The organism is Oerskovia sp. PE-21s (genome assembly GCF_056158145.1).
The window spans coordinates 1-12,159 of sequence record NZ_JBUXJM010000009.1 but is presented as its reverse complement, the minus strand read 5'-3'; the positions used below and the strand labels follow the sequence as shown (position 1 = coordinate 12,159).

Annotated in this window: 10 protein-coding genes; all 10 read right to left on the bottom strand. The window is 73.9% G+C overall.

Features of this window, described 5'->3' with window-relative positions:
• Positions 1–72 precede the first annotated feature (72 nt).
• The gene (murJ, locus tag ACZDYF_RS16225) at positions 73–1,761 is read right to left on the bottom strand and encodes a murein biosynthesis integral membrane protein MurJ (RefSeq protein ID WP_475059459.1); all 1,689 of its coding nucleotides are present in this window, start codon (positions 1,759–1,761) and stop codon (positions 73–75) included.
• Complete coding sequence (locus tag ACZDYF_RS16220) at positions 1,758–2,678, bottom strand: hypothetical protein (RefSeq protein ID WP_475059456.1); 921 nt, start codon at positions 2,676–2,678, stop codon at positions 1,758–1,760. Before ACZDYF_RS16220 ends, murJ begins: the two co-directional genes overlap by 4 nt.
• Positions 2,679–2,683: 5 nt before the next feature.
• The gene (locus ACZDYF_RS16215; protein WP_191791388.1) at positions 2,684–3,757 is read right to left on the bottom strand and encodes a copper transporter; all 1,074 of its coding nucleotides are present in this window, start codon (positions 3,755–3,757) and stop codon (positions 2,684–2,686) included.
• Between the two features lie 82 nt (positions 3,758–3,839).
• Complete coding sequence (gene steA / locus ACZDYF_RS16210; RefSeq protein WP_364075297.1) at positions 3,840–5,024, bottom strand: putative cytokinetic ring protein SteA; 1,185 nt, start codon at positions 5,022–5,024, stop codon at positions 3,840–3,842.
• Positions 5,025–5,029: 5 nt separating this feature from the next.
• On the bottom strand, positions 5,030–6,778 hold the full coding sequence (recN, locus tag ACZDYF_RS16205) for a DNA repair protein RecN (RefSeq protein ID WP_475059447.1): 1,749 nt from the start codon (positions 6,776–6,778) through the stop codon (positions 5,030–5,032).
• Between the two features lie 2 nt (positions 6,779–6,780).
• Positions 6,781–7,776, bottom strand: coding sequence for an NAD kinase (locus ACZDYF_RS16200; protein WP_191791391.1), 996 nt, complete (start codon positions 7,774–7,776; stop codon positions 6,781–6,783).
• The gene (locus tag ACZDYF_RS16195) at positions 7,773–8,771 is read right to left on the bottom strand and encodes a TlyA family RNA methyltransferase (protein ID WP_475059439.1); all 999 of its coding nucleotides are present in this window, start codon (positions 8,769–8,771) and stop codon (positions 7,773–7,775) included. The genes ACZDYF_RS16200 and ACZDYF_RS16195 overlap by 4 nt, the downstream gene beginning before the upstream one ends.
• Positions 8,772–8,773: 2 nt before the next feature.
• Positions 8,774–9,004 (bottom strand): hypothetical protein, encoded by a 231-nt coding sequence (locus ACZDYF_RS16190; RefSeq protein ID WP_475059435.1) that lies wholly within the window; start codon positions 9,002–9,004, stop codon positions 8,774–8,776.
• 114 nt (positions 9,005–9,118) lie between these two features.
• Positions 9,119–10,135: an HAD-IIA family hydrolase gene (locus ACZDYF_RS16185; protein ID WP_191791393.1), complete on the bottom strand. Its 1,017-nt coding sequence runs from the start codon at positions 10,133–10,135 to the stop codon at positions 9,119–9,121.
• The gene (locus ACZDYF_RS16180; protein WP_475059427.1) at positions 10,132–10,911 is read right to left on the bottom strand and encodes a hypothetical protein; all 780 of its coding nucleotides are present in this window, start codon (positions 10,909–10,911) and stop codon (positions 10,132–10,134) included. The genes ACZDYF_RS16185 and ACZDYF_RS16180 overlap by 4 nt, the downstream gene beginning before the upstream one ends.
• Positions 10,912–12,159: the final 1,248 nt, after the last annotated feature.

Below are 12,159 nucleotides of genomic sequence, written 5' to 3'. Positions count from 1 at the left end.
ACCGTGGGATGACTCTCAGTCGGGCTGTTCGCCCTCCAGTCTGCGCCCGGCGGGCGGGTACCGCCCAGCCCGTCAGGCGTCCGGGCTCGCGTCGGCGGGTGCAGTGCCCCGCCCGCGCCGCACCAGCCCGACGACGGACGACCGGTCCGCGACGAAAGCCAGCCCGACCACGACGAGGGCCGCCAGGACGGCAACCCCGACGCCGACGGCGAGCGCCGCCGCGACGTGCGCGTCGTCGGGCAGGAGGACCGCGCTGAGGCCCCGTCCTGCCGCACTGCCGAGCGCCACGCCCAGGATCACGACGGCGACCGTGCGCGGCACGTGGGCCACCGCCTCCGGGCCGGCGTGCCGACGCACCGCGAGCAGGAGCAGAAGGCCCGCGACCGTCATGCCCACCGCGGTCGCGAGGCCGAGGAGCGCCAGCACCCTCACCTGGTCGCCCTCCCCGAGCGCCGCAGGGCCCACGACCGCCAGTACGGCGACGACGCCCCACCCCGTCGCCGTCGCGACCACGGCCGCGCGCTGACGGTCCAGGACGTAGAGAGCGCGCGACAGGTGCAGGATCAGGGCGAAGCCCACGATGCCCGGCGCCATGGCGGCCGTGGCCACGCCCAGGCCCTCGACCGACGAGCCGGTGACGACGTCGAAGACCGACTCGACGGCGGCCGAGGCCGCCACGAGCGCCGCCACACCCACCCCGGACACCAGGAGCAGGGTGCGCGTCGTCGACGCCAGCAGCCTGTCGAAGAGCTCGCGGCTCCCCTGGGCGACGTGCTCGGCCAGGCGAGGGAACGCGCTCGTCGCGAGCGGGAACGCGAGCACCGCGTACGGCAGCAGGTAGACCTGCTGCGCGTAGAAGTACGTCGGGAAGGTCGCCTCGGGCCCGGAGGTGTTCGCCGCGTACATCGCCGCGAGCACAGAGACCTGCTGCGCGACGAGCGCCCCGACCCCGGCGAACGCGAGGTTGCGGGCCCGGACGCCCTCACCGCCAGGGAAGCGCAGGGTCGGGCGCAGCCGGGTGCCGGTGCGCGCGACGGGCAGGACGAGAGGCAGGGCCAGCGCCGCGACCCCGAGCGTCGTCCCCCAGCCCAGCCATGCGATCGCGCTCGACGACAGCGCCGCCACGTCCTTCTGGTCCCCGTCCGCCAAGCCCGCGAACACCAGGTACACCCCGATGACCACGAGGCTCGAGACGAGCGGTGCGAAGGCCTGCCAGAAGAAGCGCTTGTGGGCCTGGAGGATCCCGCCGAGGATCACGGCGAACCCGTACAGCGGGATCTGCAGCGCGAAGACGCGCACGAAGAGCGCCGTGACGTCGACCAGATCGGGGTGCTTGCCCATCAGCACGTACGCGATGGGGTACGCCAGCGCAGCGAGGAGGGCGCCCAGCGGGACCAGGACCAGGAGGGTCCAGCCGAGCAGCGCGGACGCGATCTTCGAGACGTCGACGCGGGCACCTCGCGCGATGGGCCCGGCGAGCAGCGGGACGACCGCGCCCGCGAGCGCACCGCCCGCCGCGACCTCGAACAGGACGTTGGGCAGGATGTTGGCCGACGTGTACGCCGTCCCGATGCCCTCGGTGCCGACCGCCGACGCCATGACCAGCGACCGGGCGAAGCCGACCAGCCGGCTCGCGATCGTCACGACCGTGATCATGAGCGCCGCCCCCGCGAGCGTCTGCGTGCCCGCACGCAGCCGGGAGCCGCGTGCGGGTCGTGGCGCGGGCGCGGTCTCCGGGCCCGGCGTCACGTCCTCGCTCAAGCCGGTGCGTCCTGTCCGGACGGCGACGGGTCGGTGGTCGTCGCGGTGCTGGCAGGGGTGGCGGTGGTGGCGGTAGTGGACGCCGGACGGCGGCCCCACTGGTCCACGCGGCGCAGCACCCGGTTGCCGTCGATGACCTTCGAGAAGCTGACCTTCTCGCTCGCCACGTTGAGGCCCAGGATGCTGGCGAGCGCGAGCAGGCGCACCGCCCGTGGCGCACCGAACGCGATCTGCGTGCCGACCAGAGCGCCGAGCGCGTTCGCGCCCCCGTCGCCGAGCATGTCGCGCTCGCCCAGGTCGCCGGGAGCGGCCGCGGCCGCGGCACCGAGCACCGCGCCCGACGTCGCTCCCACGGGCGTGGCCGCGAGCGGGACCGCCAGGGCCGCGCCCGCCTTGAGCGCGCGCCCGGGACGCAGGTCGAGAAGGTTGAAGAGGTTGGCGCTGAGCGCGACGATCGAGCCGTTGACCGCGACGTCCGTCAGGTACCCGAGGGCCGAGCCGGTCCGGCGCGTACCGATGAAGGCCGCCGTGAGCGACGTCGTCCCGATCCCCAGGACCTTGAGGCCCCCCGTGGTCACTCGCCCCTCGAGCAGCGCACCGACGTGCCCCTTGATGCCCTTGGTCCGGGTCGAGGCGTCCTCGGCGAGGTCGTCGACCAGCCCGAACGCGCCGCCTCCCGCGGTCGCCAGTGCGGCCGCGGTGCGGGTGCGGGCGTCGGGTCCTGCGACGAGAGCCCCTGCCACGAGACCCGCGGCGACCGCCGGGCCCTCGAGCAGGCTGATGGGCTCCCCACGGTGGTTGGTCCGGGTCCAGCGTTCGTCCCCACCGGGCGGGGTGGCGTCGAGGTACGCGCGGGCGGTCGCCGTGGCGGCGGCCGAGGTGAGTGCGGCGCCGACGGCGCGCAGGAAGGTGCCCACTGGTCTCAGCCCTCCGTCTGCTCGCCGGTCGTGCCGGTGTCACCTGTCGTGCCGGTGTCGCCGGTGTCGGTGGCCGTGCCCGGGGCCCCGAGGGGCGCGCGGTCGACGGGCGGGAGCTGGACGGCCGGCGGGATGACCGCCGTCGCGCCCTCCTCGAAGCCGAACTGACCGACCTTGTCGCCCAGGCGTGCCGCAAGAGCCAGCGGGACCGAGATCTGACCGGCAGGCTCTTCGATGCCGCTGACCGTGGAGAGGACCGCCGCGAGGTCGGCGTCGGCCGTGATGGTCGAGATCAAGTCGCCCGGCACGGGGGTCGAGCCCGCGACGAGCGAGCCCTCGGACCGCGCCTGCGCTGCCTGGGCGAGCAGGACCTCGATGTCGACCGCGTAGGCCTTGGCCTCGTCGACGGAGGCTTCCTCCGTCGTGCCGGCCGCAGGGACGGCCTTCGGCTGGGGTTCCAGGAGAAGGATGACGTCGGCGGGCACGTCCTGCTGCTGCACGACCTCGAGGAGCTCTGCCTCGGCCAGCTTCTGCTCGATCAGCACGGCCTCCGAGGTGCGGGCCTCGGGGGCGGCGAGCTGCTTCGCGCTGAGCGACGTGGCGAGCGCGGCAGCCAGCTTCTCGTCGGTCCCGGCGTCCTCGACACCGGACACGAGGTTGGTCACCTCGGTCGCGACGGTCTTGCGCGCGTCCGTCTGGTCCTTCGACGTCCAGGCATCGTGGAGCCGGACGTGCCCGACGACGCTCGCGCCGGCGCTCTCCAGCTGCTTCTGCACGGCCTCGTAGCGGTCGCCGTCGACCTTGCCGAGGTCGACCACGGCGACCCGGCGGTCCTGGAGGGAGCCGGCGACGAGCTGGGGGCCGGCCGCGACGATGAACTCCTCGTTGTCGGCGGCCTCGAGGTTCGTGGCGTCGAGCTGGTCGCGCAGCTCGTTGCGCTCGAGCCGCAGCTGCTCGACCTGTCCCGTGAGCTGGTCACCGATCGCACCCTGGAGCGGACCCGCGCCCAGGATGATCCCGACCGCCAGCGCCAGGAAGACCGAGATCAACGAGACGATGTGGTACCTGAAGTCGATCACTGTGCTGTTGCGTCCTTCGTGTCCGTACGGGGCGACGTGCGGTCGGTGCGCGTCAGGGAGATGAGGTCGGTCGTCCGGCGGCTCATGCGCCCCCGAACAGTGCGCCGATCCACGAGACGAAGTCGTCGAACCGGGCGCCGATGATGCCGAAGACCGTCTGTCCGGCGGCGGTGGACCACATCGCCATGATCACGGCGAAGAGCCCCGCGAGGGACAGCAGCGTGAGCTGCAGGTTCGAGATCCGGTGCTGGTAGAGGCGCGAGACGCCCTTGGCGTCGACGAGCTTGCCGCCCACGCGCAGGCGCGTGAGGAACGTGGAGGCCATGCCCGAGCGGCCCTTGTCGAGGAACTCCACGAGCGTCGCGTGCGTGCCGACGGCGACGATGAGCTCTGCTCCCTTGTCGTCGGCCATGAGCATCGCGATGTCCTCGCTCGTGCCCGTCGCCGGGAAGACCACCGGCTCGACGCCGAGCGCCTGGACCCGTTCGAGCCCCGGAGCCTTGCCGTCACGGTAGGCGTGCACCACGATCTCGGCACCGCACGAGAGCGCGCGGTCCGAGACCGAGTCCATGTCGCCCACGATCATGTCGGGCTTCCAGCCGGCGTCGAGGATCGCGTCGGCGCCGCCGTCGACCCCGATGAGCAGGGGGCGGTACTCCTTGATGTAGGGGCGCAGCGTCGCGAGGTCCTCGCGGTAGTGGTAGCCGCGCACGACGATGAGGACCTGCCGGCCCTCGATGTCGGTACGGATGTCCGGGACGCCCACGCCGTCGAGCAGGAGCTCCCGCTCGCGCCGCATGTAGTCCATGGTGTTCTCGGCGAAGCGCTCGATCTCCTCGGACAGCCCTGCACGGGCCTCGTCGAGGCTCACCGCGATCGTCTCGGAGGTCTGCCGCACGCCCTCGGCGAGCAGGTCCTCGCCCGCGTAGACCTTGCCGTCCTCGAGGCGCAGCTCGCGACCGTCCGAGATGCTCATGATGCCGCTGCCGAGGTCGTCGATCAGGATGATCCCGGCGTCGACCAGGATCTCCGGACCGAGGTTCGGGTAGCGGCCCGAGATCGACCTCGCGGCGTTGAGCACCGCGAGGGGCTTGGCGGTGACGAGGGCGTCGGCCGCGACCCGGTCGATGTCGAGGTGGTCGATGACCGCGACGTCACCGGGCTTGAGCCGCTTGGTGAGTGCCTTGGTGCGGGCATCGACGCGGGCGGGACCGCTGGTTCCCGGTTCCGCCACGTCGGACGTAGTTCTGCGCAGAGTGATTCTCATCGCCGCTATCGTCCCACGACCGAGGACTCGAGCAGTTCGAGCGCGTGCTGGCGGGCGGCGTCGGACTCCTCCTGCCCCGAGAGCATGCGCGCCAGCTCGCGGACGCGGTCCTCGCCCGTGACCTCGTGCACGCCCGTGACCGTGACCGGGTCGACACCGTCCGCGCCACCGGGCGACTTGGTGACCACGAGCTGGGAGTCGGCGAACGCGGCGACCTGCGCGAGGTGCGTCACGACGATCACCTGGGCGGTGCGGGCCAGGGACGCGAGGCGTCTGCCCACCTCGACGGCCGCCCGGCCGCCGACGCCCGCGTCGACCTCGTCGAAGACGAACGTGGGCAGCGGTGCGGCGTCGTCGGTGCCTGCGTCCGCGCCCGACGTGGCCAGCGCCACCTCGATCGCGAGCATCACGCGGGACAGCTCACCGCCCGAGGCACCCTTGCCGAGCGGGCGCGGCGGGGAGCCGGGGTGCGGGACGAGCGAGAGCGTCACGACGTCGGCGCCCCACGGGCCGGGCTCGTCGGCGGGGGTCACGTCGACCACGAGGCTCGAACCGGTCATGGCGAGCCCCGCGAGCTCGTCCGTCACGGCGCGCGCGAGGCGCTCCCCCGTCGCGGTGCGTGCGGCGGTGATCCGGGCGCCGAGACCGGACAGCGTCGCGCTGAGCTCGTCGGCCCGCTCGGTCATCGAGCGCAGGCGCTCGCCGCCGTCGTCGAGGTCCAGCAGTCGCAGCCCGGCGTCGCTGGCCCAGGCCAGGACGTCGTCGATCGTCTCGCCGTAGGTGCGGGTGAGCCCGCCCAGGGCGGCCAGGCGCGTGTGCGCCTGCTCGAGGCCCCCGGGGTCTGCCTGGAGGTCCTCGACGTAGCCCGAGACCTCGGTCGCGATGTCGGCGAGCGCGTAGCCGACGCCCGCGATGCGCTCGACGAGCCCGGCCAGGCTCGGGTCGAGGTGGCTCGCGGTCTCGAGCGCACGCCGGGCGCGCTCGACGGCCGACGTCGCGTCGCCGGGCGCGTCCGTCCCGTCGAGGGCGTCGTCACCCACGATCGCGTCGTGGGCCGCCTGGGCTCCCAGGCGCAGCTCCTCGGCGTTCCCGAGACGCGCGACGAGCGACGTCAGCTCGGTGTCCTCGCCGGGCTGCGGGTCGACCCGCTCGATCTCGGTGAGGCCGATGCGCAGGAGCTCCGCCTCGCGCGCGCGCTCCTGGGCGCGGGCCGTGAGGTCGGCGATCTCCTCGAGCAGGCCGGTGCGCTCGGCCCACGCCGCCCGGTACTCGTCGAGCAGCTCGGCGTGCGCGCGCCCCGCGAACGCGTCGAGCGCGACGCGCTGGTGGCTCGGGGTGCGCAGGCGCAGCTGGTCGGCCTGGCCGTGGACGGTGACGAGGTCGTCGGCGATCTCCGCGAGCACGCCCTGGGGCACGCTGCGGCCGCCCAGGTGCGCGCGCGAGCGCCCCTCGGCCGCGACGGTGCGCAGGACGACGACCGTCCCGTCGTCGTCGACGCTCCCGCCGGCCTCGTCGATGCGCTGCCCGACGGCGTCGCGCCCGCTCACTCGCAGGCGCCCCTCGACCACGGCACCGGTCGCGCCGGGGCGGACCGACGACGGGTCGGCCTTGCCGCCCATGAGGAGGCCCAGGCCGGTCAGGACCATGGTCTTGCCGGCGCCGGTCTCGCCCGTGATGACGGTCAGTCCGGGGTGGAGGGGGACGCGCGCGGAGCGGATGACGCCGAGGTTCTCGATCGAGATCTCTTCGAGCACGGTCAGTCCTCCTTCGGGTCGGGAGCGGTGGGACGCGGGCTGCCCAGCCGTGCGGCGTCGACGGCGTCGGCTGCGGCCTGGCGGGCGACGCGGACAGCGTCCGCGGCGTCCTCGGCGACGCGGCCGCGCCAACCGACCACCGGCAGCGAGAACTTGGAGACGAGCCGGTCCGTGAAGGGAGCCGTGGAGAGCCTCGCCAGGAGGATCGGTGAGTCCCCGCGCGAGACCTCGACGCGGGCGCCTGCCGGCAGGTCGATGCGGCGACGACCGTCGCACGTGAGCACCGCGGCGCCCGAGCGTTGCAGCAGCTCGAGAGCGAAGGTCGAGCGTGGGCCGACGACGAGCGGGCGCGCGAACAGGGCGTGCGCCGCGAGCGGGACGAGCAGCATCGCGTCGACGTCGGGCCACACGACCGGTCCCCCGGCCGAGAACGCGTGCGCCGTCGAGCCGGTCGCGGTCGACATGACCACGCCGTCGCAGCCGAACGACGACAGCGGCCGACCGTCGACCCCGATCGCGACCTCGATCATGCGTTCGCGGGACGCCTTCTCGACCGTCGCCTCGTTGAGCGCCCAGCCGATCCGTGGCTCGTCCTCGCCGGGCAGCGTGACGCGGACCTCGAGCACACCGCGCTCCTCGACCACGTAGTCGCGGGCGGCGAGGCGCTGGACGGCGGCGGGCAGGCCCTCACGCTCGGCCTCGGCGAGGAAGCCCACGTGGCCGAGGTTCACTCCGAGAAGCGGGACCCCCGTGCCGTGCGTGAGCTCGGCGGCACGCAGGATCGTCCCGTCACCACCGAGGACCATGACGACCTCGGACTCCGCGACGCCCTCCCTCGTGCGCAGCTGGGCCATGTGGTCGCCGAACGTCTCGGCGAGGTCGTCGTCGTGCAGCCCGACCTCGAAGCCCGCGTCCTGGAGCTCCTTGACCGCCTCGTGCAGCGCGACGACCGCCTCGGGCCGTCCACCGTGCGTGACGATCAGCACTCTCCTGGTCACAGGGCTCCTCCGGTCGGTCGTGGGTCCGCGGCGGTGCCGCGGTCCTGGGTGGGCGCCCCGTCGTCGGGCACCGGTTGCGAGTCTGTCAGGTCCGCGCGCCCGCGCGCGTCCGGCGGCGACGTGACATGGGCGACGCTCCCGCCGACCAGTGCCACGACGGGGACGGTCGTCACGGTCGAGGACACCGCGGCCTCGACCGCGCGCTCGAGCGCCGGCACGTCGGGCGGCGCGGGTGCGTCCGTCGCGCGCAACCACACGAAGAACTCGCGGTTGCCGCTGGGCCCGGGCAGCGGGCTGGGGACCACGCCGACGGACCGGAGCCCCAGCGCGGCTGCGTCGAGGGCCACGTCGAGCACCGCGTGGGCGTGCAGGGTCCGGTCGCGGACCACTCCCCCGGTGCCGAGGCGCTCGCGTCCGACCTCGAACTGCGGCTTGACCATGAGCAGCAGGTGCGTGCCGGGAGCCACGACCGCGGCGACGGGCGGCAGGACCAGGCGCAGCGAGATGAACGACAGGTCGGCCACGACGACGTCCGGGGTCTCGTCGAGGTCACCGGGGGCGAGGTCGCGGACGTTGAAGCCCTCACGGACCACGACGCGCGGGTCCTCGCGCAGGGCGGGCACGAGCTGGTCGTGCCCGACGTCGACCGCCACGACCCGCCGCGCACCACGGCGCAGCAGGACGTCGGTGAAGCCGCCCGTCGAGGCGCCCAGGTCGAGGCACGACGCGTCCGCGACCCGTGGGGCGCTGTCCGGGGCCGCGGCGGTGATCGCGTCGAGCGCTCCGGCGAGCTTGAACGCGGCCCGGGAGGCGTAGCCCGGGTCCGTGGGGTCCTGCTCGACGGTGATCGACTGCGCCTGCGTCACGGTGAGCGAGGGCTTGGCGACGGTCCGGCCGTCGATCGTGACGCGTCCGGCGGCGACGAGGTCGGCGGCCTGGCGCCGTGACCGGGCGAGGCCGCGGCGGACGAGCTCGGCGTCGACACGTGTGCCCACGCTCAGTCCTCCGCGTCCGCGAGGCGCGCCTGCAGGGCCTCGTGGATCGCGTCGAACACCGCGACGTGGTGGATCAGGGGTGCCTCGGCCAGCTCGTCGAGCCGGCCGAGCGCCGCCGCGACCGCGTCGTCGCCCGGGTCGTTGCCCGACGCCGTCGCACCGGTCCGCACGTCCCCGGGGGTGGGGACGGGGGTTGAGGTGGGAACGCCGTCGTCGACGGTGTCCTGCGCCATGCGTGTACCTCCAGTCCGTGTCCAGGGTGCGGTGCGTCGCACCGGCACGGCGGGCGCCGCCACGAGGGGCGCGCGTCGCCGCACCGGTGCAACGCTACCGGTCGGGACAGGATCTCAGCGGCTACCGACAGCCAGCTCGGGCACGGTGTCGGCGTCGACCGTGCCGCCCGTGTCGACCGTCGACCAGGCCGCGCCGCACGCGGCACGGATCAGGTCGACGCCCTCGGGGCCGGTCAGCTCGAGCGAGCCGTCCGTGACGCGCGCGGCGGAGTCGCCGCACGTCCACCAGCCCTCGCCGCCCTGGGTGGGCGCCGCGTGCGGCTCGAGGAGGCTCAGGAGGTCCGCACCGATGTAGTGCGGGCGCAGCCCAGGCTCGGCGAGGACCGCGTCGCGGCCCCCGTTGACACCCGTCAGGACGTGCAGGCCCGGGTAGCCGCCCGAGCGGGCGCCCGCGAGGTCGGTGTCCAGGCGGTCACCCACGACGAGCGGTGAGGACGCCCCCGCTCGCTCGATCGCGAGCCGGTACATCGTCGGCGAGGGCTTGCCCGCGCTCGACGGCTCGACCCCCGTCGCAGCCTGGACGGCACGCACGAGCGAGCCGTTGCCCGGCGCGAAACCCCGAGCCGTGGGCAGCGACAGGTCGAGGTTGCTCGCGACGTGCCAAGCACCCCGCTGGACCGCGTAGGCGGCCTCGGCGAGCTGGGCCCAGCCGAGCTCGGGGGCGAACCCCTGCGCAACCGCGACCGGCTCCTCGTCGGCGCTCTCGACGATCACGAAGCCCGCGTCGTGCACGGCCGTGAACAGGCCCGCACCACCGACCACCAGGACACGGGCGCCCGGCTCCAGGCGAGTCCGCAGGAGCGCGGCCGCTGCTTGTGCGGCGGTCATGACCTCGTCGGACGACGTGGGGATGTCGAGCTCGGTGAGCTGCGAGGCCACCGACTGCGGCTCGCGCGACGCGTTGTTCGTCACGAACACGAGGCGCATGCCCGCGGCACGAGCTCCCCCGAGGCCGGTCGCGGCGTTCGGGATGGGCTCGTGCCCGCGGTAGGCGACGCCGTCGAGGTCGACGAGGGCCAGGTCGTAGCGTTCCGCGAGCGGGACGTCGCTCGAGATCAGCCCCAGGCTCACTTGGTCTCCTCGTCGCTCTCCACGCCCGACGCCGCAGCGTCCTTCTCGTCCCCGGGCTCGTCCGTCGACGTCGCGGCCGAGCCGTCGGTCTCGTCGTCGCTGTCCGCCTCGTCGTCGATCTCGACGGCGTCCTCGGTCAGGTCATAGACGACGACGTCCTCGTCGAGGGACGTGCTGAGGGCAGCGGCCAGCGCACGGGGGTCGACGTCCGCGAGGATCGCAGCCGCTTCCTCGGTGCGGCCTGCGGCCTCCAGGACGCTGGCCTTGGCCTGCAGCACACGAAGGGCGAGATCACCCGTGGCGTCGGCCGCGGGGATCTGGTCGAGCACCGCGAGCGCGGCCTCGAACTCGCCGAGGTCGACGCGCGCACCGCTCACGACGAGAGCGAGCTCCGTACGACCCGTGGCGTCGAGGGTGCTCGCCTCCTCCGAGGCGGCCAGGGCGATCGCCCGCTCGGGGCGCTCCAGCCCGCGCTCGCAGTCCGCCATGATCGGCAGGTGCTCCGACGATCCGTTGAGACGACGCACGGTGCGCAGCTCACGCAGCGCCTCGGCATACCGGCCCGTCTGGTAGGCCGTCAGCCCAGCGGCCTCACGGACCACGTCGACGCGGCCGGCGCGGCGCACCGCAGCCTGGGCGTGCTCGTAAGCCAGCTCGGGGTCGGTGTCGATCAGCTTGCCGGCCATGACGAGGTGGCGCCCGACGACCGTCGCGTTCTCCTTGCTCAGCGTCCGCAGACGACCGCGCACGTCGCGATCGAGGTCCGAGAACTGCACGGCCTCGTCGATCTCAGGGCCCGCGTGGCGCTGGTCCTGCGGCGGACGCGACTGGCGCTCGCCCTGGTCTGCCGCCCGCTGCGGGCGGTCACCGTAGCTCTTGCGCTCGCCGCCACCGTAGGACCAGGCACCAGACTGCGGGCGGTCACCGTAGGAGCGGCGCTCGCCGCCACCGTAGGACCCGCCACCAGACTGCGGGCGGTCACCGTAGCTCTTGCGCTCGCCAGAGCCCGAGGACTGCGGACGGTCACCGTAGGAGCGACGCTCGCCGGAGCCCGAGGACTGCGGACGGTCACCGTAGGAACGGCGCTCGCCGGACCCCGAGGACTGGGGGCGGTCACCGTAGGAGCGACGCTCGCCGGAGCCCGAGGACTGGGGGCGGTCACCGTAGGAGCGGCGCTCGCCGCCACCGTAGGACCCGCCACCAGACTGAGGGCGGTCACCGTAGGAACGGCGCTCGCCGGAGCCCGAGGACTGGGGGCGGTCACCGTAGGAGCGACGCTCGCCAGAGCCCGACGACTGCGAACGGTCACCATAGGAGCGGCGCTCGCCGCCACCGTAAGACCCGCCACCAGACTGCGGGCGGTCACCGTAGGAGCGACGCTCGCCACCGCCGGACTGGGGGCGGTCGCCATAGGAGCGACGCTCACCAGAGCCCGAGGACTGCGGACGGTCACCGTAAGAGCGACGCTCGCCGGCCCCCGAGGACTGAGGGCGGTCACCGTAGGAGCGACGCTCGCCGCCACCGTAGGACCCGCCACCAGACTGCGGACGGTCACCGTAAGAGCGACGCTCACCGGAACCCGAGGACTGCGGGCGGTCACCGTAGGAACGGCGCTCGCCAGAGCCCGAGGACTGCGGGCGGTCACCGTAGGAACGGCGCTCGCCGCCACCGTAGGACCCGCCACCGGACTGCGGGCGGTCGCCGTAGGAGCGACGCTCGCCGGAGCCCGAGGACTGGGGGCGGTCGCCGTAGGAGCGGCGCTCGCCGGAGCCCTGGTGGCGGTCACCGCCGGCGCGCGGGGGCTTGCTCGAGCTTCCGTCGCGACGGGGCGCTCCCTGACCACGGCCCTGAGAGCCGGAGGAACGACCGGTGTCGCCGGACCGCCCTGCCCCGGAAGACCTACGGTCGCGGTCGTCGGCGTGACGTTCTGGGCTGTCGTTCACAGCGGTGTCCCTTCGATATGCACTGACGTTCATCATCCCACGAGCAGGGTCGTGGGGGCTTGCCCGGTAGGTCACAGGCAC

Bases quoted from the DNA above. Each gene is read 5' to 3' on its own strand.
- steA (WP_364075297.1), bottom strand. From the start codon at position 5,024: ATGAGAATCACTCTGCGCAGAACTACGTCCGACGTGGCGGAACCGGGA.
- ACZDYF_RS16190 (WP_475059435.1), bottom strand. From the start codon at position 9,004: ATGGCGCAGGACACCGTCGACGACGGCGTTCCCACCTCAACCCCCGTC.